A 20,240-nucleotide genomic window follows, 5' to 3' on the forward strand; every position below is an offset into this window, starting at 1 on the left:
CGCCCCGGCCTGTCCGTGTCTGCCCGTGCCCGTCCTCACACCACTGCGTCCGCGTGCGCTGACGGAGCGTCAAGATAGAACAGGTTCTAGGAGAAGGGAACAGGCGGGCGGGGAGCGTTCAGCGGTCGAAGTCCAGCTCCACCTTGTCCGTGGTGGGGTGGGACTGGCAGGCCAGTACGTACCCCGCCTCGGTCTCCTCCGGCTCCAGCGCGAAGTTCCGGTCCATCCGCACCTCGCCGGAGACCTTGAAGGCCCGGCAGGTGCCGCACACCCCGCCCTTGCAGGCGAACGGCGCGTCCGCGCGGTTGCGCAGCACCGTGTCGAGCAATGACTCGCCGGCCTGGACCGGCCAGGTGCCGGAGCGGCCGTCGAGGGTGACGGTGACCGTGCTGTGCTGGGGCGTCGGGAGGGGCGCCGAAGCCGTGGGTGCGGCGTCGACGTGGAAGATCTCCTCGTGGATGCGGCGGCGGTCGACGCCGAGGGAGCGCAGGGTCCGCTCCGCGCTCTGCACCAGGCCGTACGGGCCGCACAGGAACCAGCCGTCCACCTCGGCGACCGGCAGCAGCGCGGGCAGCAACCGGGCGAGCCGCTCCTGGTCGAGCCGTCCGGAGGTGAGGCCGGCCTGCTGCTCCTCCCGGGAGAGCACCGTCACGAGCTGGAACCGGTCCGGCCAGCGGTCCTTGAGGTCGGCGACCTCCTCCAGGAACATCGTGGAGGCGGTGGTGCGGTCGCTGCGGACGAGGCAGAACGTGGCGCCCGGCTCGCGCTCCAGAAGCGTGGTGACGATGGAGAGCACCGGGGTGATGCCGCTGCCGCCGACCACCGCCGCGTACCGCCCGGGCGCGGGGTCCAGGGTGAAGCGGCCCGCAGGCGTCATCACCTCCAGCTCGTCGCCCACGGCTATCTCCTTGTGCGCGTACGTGGAGAAGGCGCCGCCGTCCACGACGCGCACGCCGACCCGCAGCGTCCGCGGTTCCCCGGCGGCTTCCGGTGCGGGCGCGGGCGAGCAGATGGAGTACGTGCGGCGGACCTCGACGCCGTCCACGACGCGGCGCAGGGCGAGGTGCTGGCCCGGGGCGTAGCGGTACTCCTCACGGAGGGGTTCCGGGACGTCGAAGGTGAGGGCCACGGAGTCGTCGGTGAGCTGCTCGACGGCCGCCACGCGCAGCGGATGGAAGCGCGCCATCACAACTCCTTGAAGTGGTCGAAGGGTTCGCGGCAGGTCACGCAGCGGCGCAGCGCCTTGCAGGCCGTGGACGAGAAGCGGCTGAGCAGTTCGGTGTCGGTGGAGCCGCAGTGCGGGCAGCGGACCGTGAGGGTGAGCGGCACGGGGCCGTCGGCGGTGTGCGGACGGGGCGGGGCGATGCCGAACTCGGCCAGCTTGCGGCGGCCCTCGGCGCTGATGTCGTCCGTGGACCAGGCCGGGGAGAGCACCGTGCGCACCTCAACGTCGGCCATGCCGTGCTCGTGCAGGACCCGCTCTATGTCCGCGCTCATGGCCTCGATCGCGGGACAGCCGGTGTACGTCGGCGTCAGCTCGACCTCGACGCGGCTCGGCCCGCTGACGTGCACCCCGCGCACCACGCCCAGCTCCGCGAGGGTCAGGACGGGCAGCTCGGGGTCGGGCACCGAGCCCGCCAGGGCGAGGAGCCGCTCCTCCAGGGGGGTGGGCGCGGTGGTCACCATGACGCCCCCGGGTGGCTGCGGTGCAGGTGCTGCATCTCGGCGAGCATCCGCCCGAAGGACTCCGTGTGCAGGCCCTGGCGCCCGGCGCCCGCGGTCCAGGCCCCGGTCTGCGGGCCCTCCGGGACGGTCAGCGTCGCCTTCCGGACGACGGAGGTGACCACGGCCGTCCACTCGGTGCGCAGGGACTCCCCGTCGACGTCCAGGCCCTGTACCGGCTGGAACAGCTCGCCGGTGAACCGCCACAGCGCGTCGAGGCCGCGCTGCATCCGCTCGTGGCTCTCGGCCGTGCCGTCGCCGAGGCGGAGGGTCCACTGCTCGGCGTGGTCCCGGTGGTAGGCGACTTCCTTGGCGGCCTTCGCGGCCAGCGGTGCAAGCTCGCTGTCCGTGGTGGCAAGGCGGTCGTACAGCAGGTGCTGGTAGACGGAGAAGTAGAGCTGGCGGGTGATGGTGTGGGCGAAGTCGCCGTTCGGCTGCTCGACCAACTGGACGTTGCGGAAGGCGCGCTCCTCGCGCAGGTACGCCAGCTCGTCCTCGTCGCCGACCAGGGACAGCAGGACCCGGGCCTGGCCCAGGAGGTCCAGGGCGATGTTCGCCAGGGCGACCTCCTCTTCGAGGACGGGGGCGTGTCCCGCCCACTCGCCCAGGCGGTGGGAGAGCACCAGTGCGTCGTCGCCGAGGGCGAGGGCCGCGGCGTCGGCCGTGCGGGGCGCGGTGGTCACAGGTGCTGCACCCCTTCCGGGATGTCGTAGAACGTCGGGTGGCGGTACGGCTTGTCGGCGGCCGGGTCGAAGAAGGCGTCCTTCTCGTCCGGTGAGGAGGCGGTGATCGCGGCGGACGGCACCACCCACAGGGAGACGCCCTCGCTCCGGCGGGTGTACAGGTCGCGGGCGTTGCGCAGGGCCATCTCGGCGTCCGGGGCGTGCAGGCTGCCCGCGTGCGTGTGCGAGAGGCCGCGGCGCGAGCGCACGAACACTTCCCACAGCGGCCATTCGGTCGAGTTGCTCATGCGGTCGCCTCCCCGTGAGTGCCGGGCGTCGCGGGCCGGCGGTCCTTGTCGTGGTCGCTGTGCTTGGCGGCGTACGCGGCGGCCGCCTCGCGCACCCAGGCGCCCTCCTCGTGGGCCCGCCTGCGCTGGGTCAGGCGCTGTTCGTTGCACGGGCCGTTGCCCTTGAGGACCGACCAGAACTCGCTCCAGTCGATGGCGCCGAAGTCGTGCTGTCCCCGCTCCTCGTTCCACTTCAGGTCCGGGTCCGGCAGGGTGAGGCCCAGCGACTCCGCCTGGGGGACGCAGATGTCCACGAAGCGCTGGCGCAGCTCGTCGTTCGAGTGGCGCTTGATCTTCCAGGTCATCGACTGCTCGGAGTGCGACGACTCGGCGTCCGGCGGGCCGAACATCATCAGGGACGGCCACCACCAGCGGTTCACCGCGTCCTGGGCCATCTCGTGCTGCTCCGGGGTGCCGCGGCTGAGGGCGAGCAGCAGCTCGTACCCCTGGCGCTGGTGGAAGGACTCCTCCTTGCAGATGCGGACCATCGCGCGCGCGTACGGACCGTAGGAGCAGCGGCAGAGCGGGACCTGGTTGGTGATCGCGGCGCCGTCCACGAGCCAGCCGATGGCGCCCACGTCCGCCCACGTCAGCGTCGGGTAGTTGAAGATTGAGGAGTACTTCTGGCGGCCCGCGTGCAGCTTGTCGAGCAGCTCGTCGCGGCTGGTGCCGAGCGTCTCCGCCGCGCTGTACAGATACAGGCCGTGGCCAGCCTCGTCCTGGACCTTGGCCATCAGGATGGCCTTGCGGCGCAGGGACGGCGCGCGCGTGATCCAGTTGGCCTCCGGCTGCATGCCGATGATCTCGGAGTGGGCGTGCTGCGCGATCTGGCGCACGAGCGTCGCGCGATAGGCGTCGGGCATCCAGTCGCGGGGCTCGATCCGCTCGTCGGCCGCCACGGCCGCGTCGAAGGCGGACTCGAGCGCGGCCGTGTCCACCGCCGCGGCGGCGGTGTCCACGGCGCCGGCCACGGCCTCGTCCTCCGCCACGACGGGCGGCTGGTGCGCTGTCGCCATCTCGGTCCCCCTCGACCTCGGGCAGTCTCTGCGTCCTCACCGGCTCCCGACCGATCGTTCGGTCCGCCGGGATTCAATGGTGCGGCGCGGCGCCATAAGGTGTCAACCCTGTGGATAACCTCCGGGACGCTGTGCCGGGCGGGCAGGTCTGAGTACCGTTCCGGCGGCAAGGATCGGTGCGGGATCGGGGAACGGGACGGAATGGACGCCTACGACAAGAGCCCGCCGGACGGGCCGGTCGAGCTCGATGAGCCCCCCGCGCCGGACGGGACGGCCGAGCTCGACGGGTCCTCGGCGTCGAACGGGGTGGATGAGACTCAGGCGTCCTCGGCGTCGGACGGAGGGCATGAGACTCAGACGTCCTCTGCGCCGGGCAGGGCGGATGAGACCCGGGCGGCCTCTGCGCCGGGCAGGGCGGATGAGACCCAGGCGGCCTCTGCTCCGGACGAGGCAGATGAGACCCAGGCGGTCCCTGCGCCGGACGGGGCAGATGACACCTACCCGTCACCGCCCCCCGTGCCGAACGCGGGGCAGGCAGCCCACGCCGCCGAGGCGGCCTCCTCCGCCAGGGACGAGTCCCCCGCCCACGGCATAACCCCGGCCGCGCGCCAAGCCCCGGCCGCGTGTCAGGCCCCGTTCGCGCGTAAGGCCTGGGCGGCAGCCGCCTCCGGCTCCTCTCCGGCCGCAGACACCCCCAGCGGGTTCCGGGTGCCCGAGTGGCCCGGCGGGGCCTCCGCGCCGGGCGCGCCCGCCGCCGTCCCCCTCGGCATCGCCGGTCTCCCCCGTCGCTACCAGGTCGTCGCCGTCCTCGCGCTTGCGGTGATCGTCGCCACCGTCTGCGTCCACGTCGGGATGATGTTCCTGCACGTCGCCCCGGCGAACACCGTCAGCAAGAAGCACGGCGAGACCATCGACAAATGGGTGTACCCGGAGTTCGAGCAGAACTGGAAGCTGTTCGCGCCCAATCCACTCCAGCAGAACGTCTCGGTGCAGGCCCGCGCGAAACTGCGTACCGCGGACGGCGGGCACCGGGTCACCGATTGGTACGACCTGTCCGCCCAGGACGGTGCCGCCATCGACCACAACCCGCTGCCCAGCCACACGCAGCAGAACGAACTGCGCCGGGCCTGGGACTTCTTCCTGTCCACGCACGACGCGCAGAATCGTCCCACCGGTCCCCGAGGTGAGATCTCCGAGCGCTACATCCGCCGCGTCGTGCTGCTGCGCATCGACCGGCAGGACCCCCTCGCACGCGGGGAGACGATCGACCAGGTGCAGATCCGGTCCCGGACCACGGGCGTACGGCCGCCCGAGTGGAGCGACGAGAACGTCAGCACCAAACCGGTGGTCCGGCTGTTGCCCTGGTGGTCGGTGATCCCGGACGACCTGCCGCTGGCCGATGACGCGCGCGCGAGCCGGGACGTCGCCGCCGAGGGGAGCGACCGGTGAGCCACCCGGCCCGGCGCGCCGTGGCGCGCCTCGACCCGCTCGCGCGCGGCCTGCAGCGCGTCACGGCCCACGCCCTCGGGCCGTACCAGACCGCGGTGGTCCGGATCGGCTTCGCGGCCACGTGGCTGTTCTTCCTGCTGCGCGAACTGCCGCACCGCCACGAGCTGTACGGGCCCGACAGCCCGTGGGGCTGGGACATGGCGCGGGAGCTGATCTCCGGGAACGACGCGTTCACGGTGCTGATGTGGTCGGACTCGACGCTGTGGTTCGAGTTCGTCTACGCCTTCGCCGTGCTCGCCAGTGCCCTGTTCCTCCTGGGGTGGCGGACGCGCACCATGTCCGTGCTGTTCATGATCGGCGTGCTCTCGCTGCAGAACCGCAGCATCTTCATGGGGGACGGCGGCGACAACGTCATCCACCTGATGGCGATCTACCTCGTGTTCACGCGCTGTGGCCAGGTGTGGTCCCTGGACGCGCGTCGGCGGGCACGCGCGCGTGGAGCCCGCGTCGACCCCCTGGGCCGTGCCGACGACTCCCTGGGCCGTGCCGACGACCCCCTGGGCCGTGCCGACAACTCCGTACGCCCTGCTGCCGACGTGGACCGTACGGGAGCCCCGGGCGCGGCCGACCGTATCGGCCCGGTCCTGTGGTGGGTGCTCGGGATCGCGCTGGCCCTCGTGACGGGCATGGGGGAGCTCGACCGGTTCTGGCTGGTGCTCTTCTGGGGCTTGTGGGCGTCCCAGGGGCTGTGGTGGGCCGCCGGGCGGCGGTCGCCGTACGGTGCCCCGCGCAGGCTGCTCGACGTCGTGGCCAACCTCGCGCACAACGCCGCCCTGCTCGTGATCATGATCGAGGCGTGCCTGGTCTACGCGACGGCGGGCTGGTACAAGGTCCAGGGCAGCCGCTGGCAGGACGGCACGGCCGTCTACTACCCGCTGAACCTCGACTACTTCTCCCCCTGGCCCGCGCTGTCCGACCTGCTCTCCTCGCAGGGCACGATGGTCATGCTGATCACGTACGGGACGGTCATCGTGCAGGTGGCCTTTCCGTTCACGCTGCTCAACCGGCGCGTCAAGAACGTGCTGCTGGCGGTCATGATCTGCGAGCACGCCGTCATCGCGGTGGTGCTGGGGCTGCCGTTCTTCTCGCTGGCGATGATCGCGGCCGACGCCGTGTTCCTGCCGACGTCCTTCCTGCGGCGGCTGGGGAACGGACTGGCACGCACGCGTGGAGCGCTGTCCGCGCGACTTCCGCTGCCCCGCGCCCTCCGGGGCCGCGTGGTACCGCACCAGCACCCCCAGGACGGCGTGCGCGCCCGTCAGGAGGGCGAGCAGGGGTACGAGGAGGCCCGGCAGGCGCACGTAGGCTTCGGGGCATGAGCGGTACGGGAGAGGGCGGCGGGCCGCCGGTGGACGCGGTGCGGCTGTGGCGCGGGCTGGCCGGGTCGGCGGTGCTGCTCGACGGCTTCCACGCCCTGAAGCACGCGCTGCGGTTCGGCGCGTCCGTCCCCGTGGCGCTGACCAGCGACAAGGCGGGCGCTCTGGCCCTCGCGGCGGACCTGGCGCCGGATGTCGCGGACACGTTGGACGCGCTGCTCGTCGAGACCGACGACGCGACGCTGCGCGCCCTGGTGCCCCGGCTGCACCCCACGGCGGTCGCAGCCCTCGCGGACCGCCCGTCACGGGCCGCCAACCTGGAGGCCCTGGCGCGCAGGCCGCGGACCGCGCCCGTGGTCGTCCTCGACGACCCGCGCAACCTCGGCAACGCCGGGGCGGTGATCCGCCTGGCGGCCGGCTTCGGCGCCACGGGCGTGGTGACCACCGGCACGCTCGACCCCTGGCACCCCACCGTCGTCCGCGGCGGCGCGGGCCTGCACTTCGCCACGGCGGTGGAGCGCCTGGACGACGGCGCGCTGCCCGAGGGACCGCTGTTCGCGCTCGACGCCGAGGGCGACGACATCCGCGGGGTCACCCTGCCCGACGACGCCGTACTGGCCTTCGGCTCCGAGCGCAGCGGCCTGTCAGCGGACGTCCGGGCCCGCGCCGACCACCTGGTGTCCCTGCCGATGCGCCCGCAGGTGTCCAGCTACAACCTGGCCACCAGCGTCGGCATGACGCTGTTCCACTGGTCGGCGCAGCACGCTCCGGCGGCAGCGGAGAGCTGACCTCGGAGGGTCCGGTCCAGCCGGACCGGACCCCGGGGGACACCGCCAGGCTCACGCCTCCTTGCGGATCTCCACCACCCGGAAGCGGTTGGCCACGAACGCGCTGTCGCACAGCGCGGCGTTCGCCGCCGGGTTGCCGCCCGAGCCGTGGAAGTCCGAGAAGGCCGCGGTCTGGTTCACGTACACGCCGCCCGTCAGGTTCAGCGAGAGCTGGGCGCTCTCGTCCAGACAGGTCTCCTCGACCATGGACGCCACCTCCTGGGACGTGGTGTACGCCCCGACCGTCATGGCGCCCTTCTCGCGCACCGTGCGGCGCAGCAGTTCGACCGCGTCCGCCGGGGAGTCCACCGCCACGGCGAACGACACCGGGCCGAAGCACTCGCTGAGGTACGCGGCCTCGGCGTCCGGCTTCGCGCCGTCGAGCTTCACGATCACCGGGGTGCGCACCACGGCGTCCGGGAACTCCGCGTTCGCCACCTCGCGCGAGGCCAGGGCGACCTCGCCGAGGCCGGCCGCCGCCTCCAAGCGCGCCTTGACGTCCGGGTTGACCAGGGCGCCCAGGATGCCGTTCGCCCGGGCCTCGTCGCCCAGGAGGCCGGACACCGCGCCCGCGAGGTCCGTGACCACCTCGTCGTAGGACTTGGCGCCCGCGTCCGTGTCGATGCCGCCGCGGGGGATCAGGAGGTTCTGCGGGGTGGTGCACATCTGGCCGCTGTAGAGCGACAGGGAGAAGGCGAGGTTCGCCAGCATGCCCTTGTAGTTGTCGGTCGACTCGATGACGACCGTGTTGACCCCGGCCTTCTCCGTGTAGACCTGCGCCTGGCGGGCGTTGGCCTCCAGCCAGTCGCCGAAGGCGGTGGAGCCCGTGTAGTCGATGATCTTGATCTCGGGGCGGACGGCGAGGGTCTTGGCGATGCCCTCGCCGGGGCGCTCCGCGGCCAGCGCGACCAGGTTCGGGTCGAAGCCGGCGTCGGCGAGGACCTCGCGGGCGACCCGCACGGTCAGGGCGAGGGGCAGCACCGCGCGCGGGTGGGGCTTGACCAGGACCGCGTTGCCCGTGGCCAGGGAGGCGAAGAGGCCCGGGTAGCCGTTCCACGTCGGGAAGGTGTTGCAGCCGATCAGCAGGGCGACGCCGCGGCCGACCGGCGTGAAGCGCTTGTCGAGGACCAGGGGGTCGCGCTTGCCCTGGGGCTTGTGCCACGCGGCGGTGGCGGGGGTGCGGGCCTGCTCGGCGTAGGCGTACGCCACGGCCTCCATGCCGCGGTCCTGGGCGTGCGGGCCGCCTGCCTGGAACGCCATCATGAAGGCCTGGCCGCTGGTGTGCATGACCGCGTGCGCGAACTCGTGCGTCCGGGCGCTGATGCGCGCCAGGATCTCCAGGCAGACGGCCGCGCGGGTCTCGGGGCCCGCGTCCCGCCAGGCGCGCATCGCCGCGCGCATCGCGGGCAGCAGGGTGTCCACGTCCGGGTGCGGATAGGTGATGCCCAACTCCGGGCCGTAGGGCGAGACTTCGCCGCCCGTCCAGTCGTCCGTGCCCGGCTGGTCGAGGTCGAAGCGCTGGTTCAGCAGGGACTCGAAGGCGGCCTTGCCTTCCGGCAGGCTCAGGCTGCCGTTCTCCCCGTAGGCCTTCGGGTGCTCGGGGTGCGGCGACCAGTACGCGCGCGTGCTGATGGCCTCCAGCGCCTGGTCGAGCGTGGGCCGGTGCTTGGCGATCAGCGGGTGCGCGGTGAGTTCGGCGGCCATGGCGGACCAACTCCTCGTCGAGTCAGCTCTCCTTCGAGCTGGCGAGCGGGGCAGGGACAGTGGGCAGGAACGACTGGACAGGGCTAGAGTAACCGAACGATCGGTCGGGACAAGGGGGTCTGCCAAAGCTGTGGAAAACCTCCCTCGCCCACCCCGAACCCCTGGCCAGGACCCTTGTGCGGGAGGATCGCGAGCATGACAGCACTCGATCTCAGCAGCCCGGTGGCCGTCGTCGGCACCGGCACCATGGGCCAGGGCATCGCCCAGGTCGCGCTGGTGGCGGGACACCCGGTGCGGCTGTACGACGCCGCCCCCGGTCTCGCGAAGAAGGCGGCCGAGGCGATCACCGCACGTCTGGACCGGCTCGTGGCGAAGGGCCGCCTGGACGCGGACGCGCGCGACGCCGCGGTCGGGCGCCTCCGGACGGTCGACACGACGGCCGGACTCGACGGGTGCGGCCTCGTCGTCGAGGCCGTCCTGGAGCGGCTGGACGTCAAGCAACGGCTGTTCCAGGAGCTCGAAGAGGTCGTCTCCGAGGACTGTCTGCTCGCCACCAACACCTCGTCCCTGTCGGTGACCGCGATCGCGGGCGCGCTGTCCAGGCCCGGCCGCTTCGTGGGGCTGCACTTCTTCAACCCGGCGCCCCTGCTGCCCCTGGTGGAGGTCGTCAGCGGGGCCGCCACCGACGAAGCGGCCGCCACGCGCGCGTACGCGACGGCACAGGCCTGGGGCAAGACCCCGGTGCGCTGCGCCGACACCCCGGGGTTCGTCGTCAACCGGGTCGCGCGGCCCTTCTACGCCGAGGCGCTGCGCGCGTACGAGGAGCGGGTGGCCGACCCGGCGACCATCGACGCCGTGCTGCGCGAGTGCGGCGGCTTCGCGATGGGCCCCTTCGAACTCACCGACCTCATCGGCCAGGACGTGAACGAGGCCGTCACGCGCTCGGTGTGGGAGTCGTTCTTCCAGGACCCGAAGTTCACCCCGTCCCTCGCCCAGCGCCGCCTCGTCCAGGCGGGGCACCTGGGACGCAAGACCGGCCAGGGCTGGTACGCGTACGGCGACGACGCCCCGCGCCCCGCGCCGCACACCGCGGGGCCCGCCGACGCCCCGGAGGCCGTCACCGTGCACGGCGAGCTGTTCCAGGCCGCCGCGCTGGTCGGGCTCATCGAGGGCGCGGGCATCCGCGTCGACCGGGACGACACCCAGGGCGGGCCGTACCCCGGCTGGATCGAACTGCCCAGCGGCACGCGCCTGTCCCTCGTCGGCGGCGGGTCCCCGCACGCCGCGGCGGTGCCCACCGTCGAGTTCGACCTCGCCCTCGACTACGCGGCCGCCACCAGGATCGCGCTCGCCCGCGACGTACGCGTCGGGGACCAGGGCCTGAGCGAGGCGGTGGGCCTCTTCCAGGCGCTCGGCAAGGAGGTCAGCGTCGTCCGCGCCACCCCGGGCCTGATCGTCGCGCGCACCGTCGCGATGCTCGTCGACTTCGCGCACGACGCGGTGGCGCGCGGCGTGGCCACCACGGACGACGTCGACACGGCCATGCGCCTGGGCGTCAACTACCCGCGCGGGCCGATGACCTGGGGCACCGCGCTCGGGCTTCCCTGGGTGGCCGAGTTCCTCGACGCGGTGCACGGCGAGTACCCCACGGGGCGGTACGCCCCCTCGCAAGGGCTGCGCCACGCGGCCGCGCGGGAGGAGAACGGATGACCACGGCACGACGCGACACCTACACCCCGCAGACGCTCCTCGAAGTCGCCGTAAGGGTCTTCAACGAGCGCGGGTACGACGGCACATCCATGGAGCACCTCTCCAAGGCGGCCGGCATCTCCAAGTCGTCGATCTACCACCACGTGGCGGGCAAGGAGGAGCTGCTGCGGCGCGCGGTGAGCCGGGCGCTCGACGGGCTCTTCGCCGTGCTCACCGAGGAGCCCGCGCGCGTGGGCAGGGCGGTGGACCGCCTGGAGTACGTCACGCGCCGTACCGTCGAGGTGCTGGTTGCCGAGCTGCCCTATGTGACGCTGCTGCTGCGCGTGCGCGGCAACACCGACACCGAGCGGTGGGCGATGGAGCGCCGCAGGGACTTCGACCACCAGGTGGCGGCCCTGTTCAAGGAGGCCGTGGCGGACGGCGACCTGCGCTCGGACGTCGAGCTGCGGCTCGCCACCCGGCTGCTGTTCGGAATGATCAATTCCATCGTGGAGTGGTACCGGCCGGACGTCCGCGGTGCCGCCGACGGCGTGGAGATCGCCGACGCCGTGGTGCAGTTCGCCTTCGGCGGACTGCGGACGAATGGCTGAGACCCGGCGGTAGCCGCCGGCCGGCCGCGGCGCCCGCGGGCCGGCCGGGCTCAGCTCTCCATGTCCAGGTCGTCCTCCTCGAAGACCAGCAGGGTGCGCGTGCTGAGCACCTCGGGGATGGACTGGAGCCGGGTGAGGACCAGCTCGCGCAGCGCGCGCGTGTCCGGCGTGTGCACCAGGAGCAGGACGTCGAAGTCCCCGCTCACCAAGGCGATGTGGGCCGCTCCCGGCAGGGTGCGCAACTGCTCGCGGACCGTGCGCCAGGTGTTCTGGACGATCTTCAGGGTGATGTACGCGGACGCGCCCTGGCCTGCCCGCTCGTAGTTGACGCGGGCGCCGAAGCCGCGGATGACGCCGTCCTCGATCAGCCGGTTGATGCGGGCGTAGGCGTTGGCCCGCGACACGTGGACGCGCTCGGCCACGGACCTTATCGAGGCGCGCCCGTCCGTGTGCAGGATCTGCAGGATGTCGCGGTCGATGGCGTCCAGCGGGCGGGGCGGAGGCAGCGGTCGGCTCCCGTCCCGCTTGTCGGCCATTCGTTCAGATGCCATGTCCCCCCGCCTCCCTACCATGGACGTTATGCGTCCATCCCAGGCTGTGGAGAACCGTTTGTCCACAGCCTGAAGGTGCCTGTAGCCAAAATGTGCCGTCGACCGAACAATCGGTAGGTGAGGCGCGTCACACCGCTGCGCCTCTGTTGCCGCTCCCACGAGGAGACCGCTCCTCTCAGCATCCCCCCAGGAGGTGCCGTCATGACGGTCATGGAGCAGAGGGGCGCCTACCGGCCGGCCCCGCCTCCCGCATGGCAGGCCAGGACCGACCCCGCGCCGCTGCTGCCGGACGCGGCGCCGTACCGGGTGCTCGGCACCGACGCGGCGTCCGAGGTGGCCCCTGAGCTGCTGCTGCGCCTGCACGCCGAGCTCGTGCGCGGGCGGCGGTACAACACGCAGGCGACGGCCCTCACCAAGCAGGGCAGGCTCGCGGTCTACCCGTCCAGCACCGGCCAGGAGGCGTGCGAGATAGCGGCCGCCCTCGCCCTTCAGGAGCGCGACTGGCTCTTCCCCAGCTACCGGGACACGCTCGCGGCGGTCGCCCGCGGCCTCGACCCGGTGCGCGCCCTGACGCTCCTGCGCGGCGACTGGCACACCGGCTACGACCCGCGTGAGTACCGGATGGCGCCCCTGTGCACCCCGCTGGCCACCCAGCTCCCGCACGCCGTGGGCCTGGCGCACGCCGCGCGCCTCAAGGGCGACGACGTGGTGGCGCTCGCCATGATCGGCGACGGCGGCACCAGCGAGGGCGACTTCCACGAGGCCTTGAACTTCGCGGCCGTCTGGCAGGCGCCGGCGGTCTTCCTGGTGCAGAACAACGGCTTCGCGATTTCCGTGCCGCTCGCCAAGCAGACGGCCGCGCCCTCCCTCGCCCACAAGGCCGTGGGGTACGGCATGCCGGGCCGCCTCGTGGACGGCAACGACGCGGTCGCGGTGCTCGAGGTGCTCGGCGAGGCCGTGCGGCGCGCCCGTGAGGGCGGTGGCCCCACGCTCGTGGAGGCGGTGACGTACCGCATGGACGCGCACACCAACGCGGACGACGCCACCCGCTACCGCCCGGACGAGGAGGTCGAGGCCTGGCGCGACCACGACCCCGTCCTGCTCGTGGAACGGGAGCTGACCGCGCGCGGGCTGCTCGACGAGGAGCACAGCCGGGCGGTGCGCGAGGACGCCGAGGCCATGGCCGCGGACCTCAGGGAGCGGATGAACCAGGACCCGGTGCTCGACCCGATGGACCTGTTCACGCACGTGTACGCCGAGCAGACCACGCAACTGCGGGAGCAGGCGGCACAGTTGCGGGCCGAGCTGGAGGCCGAGGCCGAGACGGACGGGGCGGACCGATGACCACTGTCGCCGTGAAGCCGGCCACCATGGGCCAGGCCCTCGGCCGCGCCCTGCGCGACGCCCTCGCCGAGGACCCGACCGTGCACGTCATGGGCGAGGACGTGGGCACGCTCGGCGGTGTCTTCCGGGTCACCGACGGCCTCGCCGCGGAGTTCGGCGACGACCGCTGCACGGACACGCCGCTGGCCGAGGCGGGCATCCTGGGGACCGCCGTCGGCATGGCGATGTACGGCCTCCGGCCGGTCGTCGAGATGCAGTTCGACGCGTTCGCGTACCCCGCCTTCGAGCAGCTCATGTCGCACGTGGCGCGGATGCGGAACCGCACCAGGGGCGCGCTGCCGATGCCGATCACCGTCCGGGTGCCGTACGGCGGCGGGATCGGCGGCGTCGAGCACCACAGCGACTCCTCCGAGGCGTACTACATGGCCACGCCGGGGCTCCACGTCGTCACGCCCGCCACGGTCGCCGACGCCTACGGTCTGCTGCGCGCCTCCATCGCCTCCGACGACCCCGTGGTCTTCCTGGAGCCCAAGCGCCTGTACTGGTCCAAGGCCGAGTGGAACCCGGACGCGCCGCAGCCGGTGGAGCCCCTCGGCAAGGCCGTGGTGCGGCGCGCCGGGCGCAGCGCCACGCTGATCACGTACGGGCCGTCGGTGCCGGTCTGCCTGGAAGCCGCCGAGGCGGCTCGGGCGGAGGGCTGGGACCTCGAAGTGGTCGATCTGCGGTCGCTGGTGCCGTTCGACGACGAGACGGTGGCGGCGTCCGTGCGGCGTACGGGGCGCGCGGTCGTGGTGCACGAGGCGACCGGCTTCGGCGGACCGGGCGGGGAGATCGCCGCGCGGATCACCGAGCGCTGCTTCCACCACCTGGAGGCGCCGGTGCTCCGGGTCGCCGGATTCGACATCCCCTACCCGCCGCCGATGCTGGAGCGGCACCACCTGCCGGGCGTCGACCGCATCCTGGACGCCGTGGCGCGGTTGCAGTGGGAGGCGGGGAGCTGATGGCGCAGGTCCTGGAGTTCAAGCTGCCCGACCTCGGTGAGGGGCTCACGGAGGCGGAGATCACGCGCTGGCTGGTCCAGGTCGGCGACGTCGTCGAGGTGGACCAGCCGGTCGTCGAGGTCGAGACGGCCAAGGCGATGGTCGAGGTGCCGTGCCCGTACGCGGGCGTGGTCACGGCCCGCTTCGGCGAGGAAGGCACGGAGCTGCCGGTCGGCGCGCCGCTGCTGACGGTCGCGGTGGGCGCTCCGGCGGCGGGCTCCCCCGCGGACGGCGCCGCCCCTGGGGCCGGGGACGCGGCGGGCGCGGGCGAGGGGTCCGGGAACGTGCTCGTCGGCTACGGCACGGCCGCGGCACCCGCGCGCCGGCGCCGGGTGCGGTCCACCCGGCCGGCGCCGGAGCAGGGCCCCGCGCGCGGGGACGGCCCTCCGCGTGCGGACGGGCCCGCGCACCGGCAGGGCCCGGCGCGCGATAAGGACCCCGCGCGGCCGGGAAGCACCGTGCCCCCGGAGAGCCCCGTACGCCCACGGGACCACGCGGGCCCGGAGGAGTACGCGGGCCGGGAGGGTTCGGTGCGCGGGACGGACGCGGTGTACGCGGACGGGCCCGTTCCGGTCATCTCCCCGCTCGTGCGCAGGCTGGCCCGGGAGAACGGCGTCGACCTGCGGGCGCTGGCGGGCTCGGGTCCGGACGGGCTGATCCTGCGCGCCGATGTGGAGGACGCGATGCGGGCCTCGGCGGCCTCGGCCGTGCCGGTCGCGGACCCGGGCCCGGCGTCCGCCGCGCGGGGCACGGCACCGGCCCTGGGCGCCGCGACCGGCGGCCCGGCAGGGGCCGAGCCCTCCGGGGGCCGGACCGCGGCTGCCGGGATGCGGATACCGCTGCGCGGCGTACGCGGTGCCGTCGCGGACAAGCTGTCCCGCAGCCGCCGCGAGATACCGGACGCCACCTGCTGGGTCGACGCCGACGCGACGGAACTGACGCACGCGCGCACGGCGATGAACGCGGCGGGCGGGCCGAAGGTGTCCCTGCTGGCGCTGCTCGCCCGGATCTGCACGGCCGCCCTCGCCCGGTACCCCGAGCTGAACTCCACGGTCGACATGGAGGCGCGCGAGGTCGTCCGGCTCGACGAGGTCCACCTCGGCTTCGCCGCGCAGACGGACCGCGGGCTCGTCGTGCCGGTCGTACGGGACGCGCACGCACGCGACACCGAGTCGCTCAGCGCCGAGCTGGCACGGCTCTCGGAGGCGGCGCGCGCCGGGACGCTCACTCCCGGGGAACTGACGGGCTCCACGTTCACGTTGAACAACTACGGGGTGTTCGGGGTCGACGGATCCACGCCGATCATCAACCACCCCGAGGCGGCCATGCTGGGCGTCGGCCGGATCGTGTCCAAGCCATGGGTGCACCAGGGCGAGTTGGCGGTGCGCAAGGTCGTCCAGCTCTCGCTCACCTTCGACCACCGGGTGTGCGACGGCGGTACGGCGGGCGGCTTCCTGCGCTTCGTGGCGGACTGCGTCGAACAGCCGGCGGTGCTGCTGCGCACGGTGTGACAAGGGGGTACGGCTGCGATGGGACAGGGGGAGTACGGCTGAGGCGCTGTCCAGACGGTCCTCAGCCCCGGGGAAGGGTCCGAGCACGTGCCGCTGCGGTGCCTCGCCGAGGGCTCTGAGGCCGGAGTGACACCCGGGGTGGTGGTGACGGCACCCCCTGCGCCCATACTCGGGGGATGACTGCGAACTCGGCACGTGGCGCGGCGGCGTTCGACGCCGTCGTACTCGCCGGAGGCCGCGCGGCCCGGCTGGGCGGCGCGGACAAGCCCGGTGTCCGCGTGGGCGGCCGGGCGCTGCTGGACCGCGTCCTCGCCGCCTGCGCGGACGCCGGTACGACCGTCGTCGTCGCGGCGCCCCGGCCCACCTCGCGGCCGGTGGTGTGGGCGCGCGAGCACCCCGCGGGCGGCGGACCGCTGGCCGCGCTCGACGCGGGCCTGCGCCGCACCGGCGCCGACCTGGTGGTGGTGCTCTCCGCCGACCTGCCGTTCCTGCGCGAGGAGACGGTACGCCGCCTCGTCGGCGCGGTGGGTACGGCCGACGGCGCGCTGCTCACGGACCCCGAGGGCCGCGACCAGCCGCTGGTGGCGGCGTACCGGCGGGCGGCGCTGCGCCGGGAACTCGACCGCCTCGCCGCGGGCGGCGAGGGCCCCGCCGGGGGTGGGTCCGAGTCCGCCGCGGAGGACCGCGGGCTAGCCGGGCTGCCGCTGCGGCTGCTCACCGGAGCCCTGGAGCTGGTCCGTGTGCCGGAGGCGCTGGCCGCGTTCGACTGCGACACCTGGGACGACATCGCCGCCGCCCGCGCGCGGATCAGGGAGCATGGGCACGTGTTGGATGAATGGATTTCCGCAGTCAAGGACGAACTGGGCATCGACCTCGACGTCGACACCGGCACCCTGCTCGACCTGGCGCGTGACGCCGCGCACGGAGTGGCCCGCCCCGCCGCGCCGTTGACGACCTTCCTGGTCGGGTACGCGGCGGGGCGGGTCGGTACGGCGGGCGGCGGGCCGCAGGCCGTGGCGGAGGCGGCACGCAAGGCGGCCGCCCTGGCGGCCCGCTGGGAACAGGAGACGGCCGCGGGCGGGGCGCCCTCGACAGCGGCGGCCCCCGGCAGTGAGGCGCCCTCCGGCGGCGCGCCCTCAGCGGCAGCACCCTCCGGCGAGGCTCCCTCGGCCAAGGGCGGGGGCGCGCGGCCCGCCCCCGGCTCGGCGGCGGCGCCCGAGGACTCCTCCCCCTCGGCCCCGGGAACCCCGTGAACGGGCCCCACTCGGCCGACGCCGAACTCGAAGAGGCCCTGGCCCTGGCGAACGACGGCCGTTCCGGGAGCGGGGGCGCGGCACGCCGGGGCGGCAGCCGTGGGCCCACGGCTGCGGCACGCGGTCAGGATCCGGACGACGAGCAGCTCCCCCTGGGCTCGGGAGGGGAACAGCCCCCTCCGAACCCGCAGAGCACTCACGACCCCCGAGGCACTCACGACCCCCGAGGCACTTACGACCCCCAAAGCGCTCACGCCCCCCGGAGCTCTCACGCCCGCCGAAGCGCTCAGAACCTTGGAAGCATCCAGGTCCCCCAGGTCCCTCAGGGCGGCCGGGGCGTGCCGGAGCCCCAGCCTGCCCCCGCGCCAGACATCGGCACGGCCTCCGCTCCACCGCCCCGTGGCCGTACCGCGCCGTCGGACAGCGGTGCTGGTGCGGAGAGGAGGGGTACGAACCCGCCGGACGGCGGCCCCACCCCCTCGGACAGGCCCGCCCCCTCAGCCCCAGGAGCCCCCTCGGCCCCAGGCACCCCCTCCGCCCCAAACCCTGCCACCGGAACCCCCGTGGCCCGTCACGCCACCCCCTGGCCCGAAGCCCGTGCCGCCGCTCACGCGGCAGGGGTCTCCAGGGCAGCCCGGGCGCCGTCCGGGCACCGCCCCGACCAGGCCCCGGCGACCGCTCCGGCCGCCGTGGCCCCCGCCCTCGCGCCCTTGCCCGCCGCCCTCGGCCGTGTCCTCGCCGCGCCCCTGACGGCCCTCACCGACCTGCCCTCGTTCGACACCTCGGCGATGGACGGCTGGGCCGTGGCCGGGCCCGGTCCCTGGAGGGCGCTGCCCGACGGGGTCCTGGCCGGGCAGGAGCGGCCCGAGCCGCTCGGTGACGGCCAAGCGGTCCGGATCGCGACCGGCGCCCGCATCCCACGGGACACCACCGCCGTCATCCGCAGCGAGCACGCGCACGTGGACGACAAGGGACACCTGTACGCCCAGCACGACGTCGTGCCCGGCCAGGACATCCGGCCGCGTGCCCAGGAGTGCCGCACCGGCGACCGGCTCCTGCCGCGCGGCACCCTGGTGACCCCCGCCGTGCTCGGTCTCGCCGCCGCAGCCGGGTACGACACGCTGCCCGTGGCGCCGCGCCCCACCGTGGAAGTGCTGGTCCTGGGCGACGAGTTGCTCACCTCCGGGCTACCGCAGGAGGGCCGCATCCGGGACGCGCTCGGCCCGATGCTGCCGCCCTGGCTGGGCGCGCTGGGCGCGGACGTGACCGCCGTGCGGCGCCTCGGCGACGACGCGGACACCCTGTACGCGGCGCTGGCCCGGTCCACGGCCGACGTGATCGTGACGACGGGAGGCACCGCGTCCGGGCCCGTCGACCACGTCCACCCCGCGCTGCGCCACCTCGGCGCGGACCTGCTCGTCGACGGGGTCGCGGTGCGCCCCGGCCACCCGATGCTGCTCGCGCGCCTGCCCGCGACGGCCACCGCACCCCCCGGCCAGGCAGCCCCCGGCCAGGCACCCCCCGGCCCGCAGGCCCCCCCAGACCCACAGGCGTCCCTCGCTCCCCAGGCATCCCCCCGTTACCTGGTGGGCCTCCCCGGCAACCCCCTGGCCGCCGTCTCCGGGTTGCTCACCCTGGCCGCGCCCCTGCTGCGCGGGCTCGCCGGGCGCCCCGCCGCCGCGCCGTACGCGGTGCCCCTGCGGGACGACGTACACGGGCATCCGCGGGACACGCGCCTGGTGCCGGTCTCCGTGCGGGGCCCGTACGCGGTGCCGCTGCGCTACAACGGGCCCGCGATGCTGCGGGGCATCGCCGTCGCCGACGGGCTCGCGGTGGTGCGGCCGGGCGGGGCGGGCCGTCACCAGGAGGTGGAGATCCTCGATCTGCCCTGGGGTGAAGCGCGTGGCCAGTACGGTGAGTTGAGCTCCGGCGGCCCGAACGGTCCCTTCAACGAGGTGTGTTTCACGTGAAACTGCCCGGCCATGACGCGATCGCGCGCCAAGCCGACGAACATTTGGTGACGCGTCGGGTCAAACTTCCCCGGCGTGTCGTCGAACGCCCCCTGCGCCAGGTCGGCAAGCGGCTGCTGATGGCGCTGTTCGTCCTCCTGGTCACGATCGCCATCGTGTGGCTCGACCGCGAGGGGTACCACGACAACGCGAACGGGGAGGTCGACCTCCTCGACGCCTCGTACTACGCCACCGTGACGCTCTCCACGACCGGGTACGGCGACATCGTCCCGCACAGCGACAGCGCGCGCCTGGTCAACATCCTGCTGATCACGCCGCTGCGCGTGCTCTTCCTGATCATCCTGGTCGGCACCACGCTCGAGGTGCTGACCGAACGCACCCGTGAGGAATGGCGGCTTTCCCGCTGGAGGTCCAACTTGCGTGACCACACCGTCGTCGTCGGCTTCGGCACCAAGGGCCGGTCCGCGATCCAGACCGTGCGGGCGACCGGACTGAAGCCCGAGCAGGTCGTGGTCGTCGACCCCAGCTCCAAGGTGGTCGACGCGGCCACGGCGGAGGGGTACGCCGGGGTCGTCGGCGACGCGACGCGCAGCGATGTGCTGCTGCGGGCCGAGGTGCAGAAGGCCCGTCAGATCATCGTGGCCACCCAGCGCGACGACACGGCGGTCCTGGTCACGCTCACCGCCCGCCAGCTCAACCGGCACGCGAAGATCGTGGCCGCGGTGCGCGAGGAGGAGAACGCGCCGCTGCTGAAGCAGTCGGGCGCCGACGCGGTGATCACCAGCGCCAGCGCGGCGGGGCGGCTGCTCGGCCTGTCGGTGCTGAGCCCCAGCGCGGGCGTGGTCATGGAGGACCTGATCCAGCAGGGCAGCGGCCTCGACCTCGTCGAGCGGCCGGTGATAAAGGCCGAGGCGGGCAAGAGCGTGCGGGACATGAAGGACCTGGTCGTCAGCGTCGTACGGGGCCATCGGCTGCTCGCGTACGACGACCCGGCGATCGGGGCGCTCCAGCTCACGGACCGGCTGATCACGATCGTCCGGGCCTCCCCGACGCCGGAGCCGCCGGCCATGGACCAGCGGCGGCCGGCGCGGCCGCTGGACTGAGGCCCGTGGCCGCGCGGCCACGGGAGTCCGCGGCGCGGGGACCGGCGGCCGCGGCGGTGCCGGGG

The 20,240-nt window shown here is 73.7% G+C and carries 18 protein-coding genes; 11 read left to right on the plus strand and 7 right to left on the minus strand.

Annotated elements, in window-relative coordinates; translation table 11 throughout:
• Positions 1-118: 118 nt before the first annotated feature.
• Genes paaE through paaA form a run of 5 tightly spaced genes read right to left on the minus strand, consistent with a single transcriptional unit; the run spans position 119 to position 3,747 of the window.
• Positions 119-1,186 (minus strand): 1,2-phenylacetyl-CoA epoxidase subunit PaaE, encoded by a 1,068-nt coding sequence (gene paaE / locus IE330_RS09130; protein WP_190135375.1) that lies wholly within the window; start codon positions 1,184-1,186, stop codon positions 119-121.
• On the minus strand, positions 1,186-1,686 hold the full coding sequence (paaD, locus tag IE330_RS09135; protein ID WP_190135376.1) for a 1,2-phenylacetyl-CoA epoxidase subunit PaaD: 501 nt from the start codon (positions 1,684-1,686) through the stop codon (positions 1,186-1,188). The genes paaE and paaD overlap by 1 nt, the downstream gene beginning before the upstream one ends.
• The gene (gene paaC, locus IE330_RS09140) at positions 1,680-2,405 is read right to left on the minus strand and encodes a 1,2-phenylacetyl-CoA epoxidase subunit PaaC (protein WP_190135377.1); all 726 of its coding nucleotides are present in this window, start codon (positions 2,403-2,405) and stop codon (positions 1,680-1,682) included. The genes paaD and paaC overlap by 7 nt, the downstream gene beginning before the upstream one ends.
• Positions 2,402-2,692, minus strand: a complete 291-nt coding sequence (gene paaB, locus IE330_RS09145) for a 1,2-phenylacetyl-CoA epoxidase subunit PaaB (RefSeq protein ID WP_190135378.1) — start codon at positions 2,690-2,692, stop codon at positions 2,402-2,404. The genes paaC and paaB overlap by 4 nt, the downstream gene beginning before the upstream one ends.
• Positions 2,689-3,747, minus strand: a complete 1,059-nt coding sequence (gene paaA / locus IE330_RS09150) for a 1,2-phenylacetyl-CoA epoxidase subunit PaaA (protein ID WP_190135379.1) — start codon at positions 3,745-3,747, stop codon at positions 2,689-2,691. Before paaA ends, paaB begins: the two co-directional genes overlap by 4 nt.
• A 708-nt stretch (positions 3,748-4,455) precedes the next feature.
• On the opposite strand from paaA, the gene IE330_RS09155 reads away from it, so the two are divergent.
• Genes IE330_RS09155 through IE330_RS09165 form a run of 3 tightly spaced genes read left to right on the plus strand, consistent with a single transcriptional unit; the run spans position 4,456 to position 7,360 of the window.
• Complete coding sequence (locus IE330_RS09155; protein ID WP_190135380.1) at positions 4,456-5,196, plus strand: DUF5819 family protein; 741 nt, start codon at positions 4,456-4,458, stop codon at positions 5,194-5,196.
• Positions 5,193-6,575, plus strand: coding sequence for an HTTM domain-containing protein (locus tag IE330_RS09160; protein WP_190135381.1), 1,383 nt, complete (start codon positions 5,193-5,195; stop codon positions 6,573-6,575). The genes IE330_RS09155 and IE330_RS09160 overlap by 4 nt, the downstream gene beginning before the upstream one ends.
• Entirely contained in the window at positions 6,572-7,360 is a 789-nt protein-coding gene (locus IE330_RS09165) for a TrmH family RNA methyltransferase (RefSeq protein WP_190135382.1), read from the plus strand. The genes IE330_RS09160 and IE330_RS09165 overlap by 4 nt, the downstream gene beginning before the upstream one ends.
• Positions 7,361-7,411: 51 nt before the next feature.
• Here the strand turns inward: IE330_RS09165 and paaN are convergent, their stop codons facing one another.
• Positions 7,412-9,103, minus strand: a complete 1,692-nt coding sequence (paaN, locus tag IE330_RS09170; RefSeq protein ID WP_190135383.1) for a phenylacetic acid degradation protein PaaN — start codon at positions 9,101-9,103, stop codon at positions 7,412-7,414.
• 195 nt (positions 9,104-9,298) lie between these two features.
• On the opposite strand from paaN, the gene IE330_RS09175 reads away from it, so the two are divergent.
• Together IE330_RS09175 and IE330_RS09180 are read left to right on the plus strand one after the other, a co-directional pair.
• Positions 9,299-10,813: a 3-hydroxyacyl-CoA dehydrogenase gene (locus tag IE330_RS09175; protein WP_190135384.1), complete on the plus strand. Its 1,515-nt coding sequence runs from the start codon at positions 9,299-9,301 to the stop codon at positions 10,811-10,813.
• Entirely contained in the window at positions 10,810-11,403 is a 594-nt protein-coding gene (locus tag IE330_RS09180; protein ID WP_190135385.1) for a TetR/AcrR family transcriptional regulator, read from the plus strand. The genes IE330_RS09175 and IE330_RS09180 overlap by 4 nt, the downstream gene beginning before the upstream one ends.
• Before the next feature lie 50 nt (positions 11,404-11,453).
• Here the strand turns inward: IE330_RS09180 and IE330_RS09185 are convergent, their stop codons facing one another.
• Complete coding sequence (locus tag IE330_RS09185) at positions 11,454-11,939, minus strand: Lrp/AsnC family transcriptional regulator (protein WP_190135402.1); 486 nt, start codon at positions 11,937-11,939, stop codon at positions 11,454-11,456.
• Positions 11,940-12,155: 216 nt separating this feature from the next.
• Between IE330_RS09185 and pdhA the strand changes: the two genes are divergently transcribed.
• From pdhA to IE330_RS09215, 6 genes are all read left to right on the plus strand, one after another.
• Positions 12,156-13,298 carry a pyruvate dehydrogenase (acetyl-transferring) E1 component subunit alpha gene (pdhA, locus tag IE330_RS09190; protein ID WP_190135386.1) on the plus strand — a complete coding sequence of 381 codons (1,143 nt, stop codon included), beginning with the start codon at positions 12,156-12,158 and terminating at the stop codon, positions 13,296-13,298.
• Entirely contained in the window at positions 13,295-14,299 is a 1,005-nt protein-coding gene (locus IE330_RS09195; RefSeq protein WP_190135387.1) for an alpha-ketoacid dehydrogenase subunit beta, read from the plus strand. Before pdhA ends, IE330_RS09195 begins: the two co-directional genes overlap by 4 nt.
• Positions 14,299-15,849: a dihydrolipoamide acetyltransferase family protein gene (locus tag IE330_RS09200; RefSeq protein ID WP_190135388.1), complete on the plus strand. Its 1,551-nt coding sequence runs from the start codon at positions 14,299-14,301 to the stop codon at positions 15,847-15,849. The genes IE330_RS09195 and IE330_RS09200 overlap by 1 nt, the downstream gene beginning before the upstream one ends.
• A gap of 176 nt (positions 15,850-16,025) precedes the next feature.
• Complete coding sequence (locus IE330_RS09205) at positions 16,026-17,102, plus strand: DUF6457 domain-containing protein (RefSeq protein ID WP_190135389.1); 1,077 nt, start codon at positions 16,026-16,028, stop codon at positions 17,100-17,102.
• A gap of 371 nt (positions 17,103-17,473) precedes the next feature.
• Positions 17,474-19,072, plus strand: coding sequence for a molybdopterin molybdotransferase MoeA (locus IE330_RS09210; protein ID WP_373314599.1), 1,599 nt, complete (start codon positions 17,474-17,476; stop codon positions 19,070-19,072).
• Complete coding sequence (locus tag IE330_RS09215; protein WP_190135390.1) at positions 19,069-20,175, plus strand: potassium channel family protein; 1,107 nt, start codon at positions 19,069-19,071, stop codon at positions 20,173-20,175. The genes IE330_RS09210 and IE330_RS09215 overlap by 4 nt, the downstream gene beginning before the upstream one ends.
• Positions 20,176-20,240: the final 65 nt, after the last annotated feature.

It is taken from the genome of Streptomyces longispororuber (genome assembly GCF_014656095.1).
Lineage (GTDB): Bacteria > Actinomycetota > Actinomycetes > Streptomycetales > Streptomycetaceae > Streptomyces > Streptomyces longispororuber.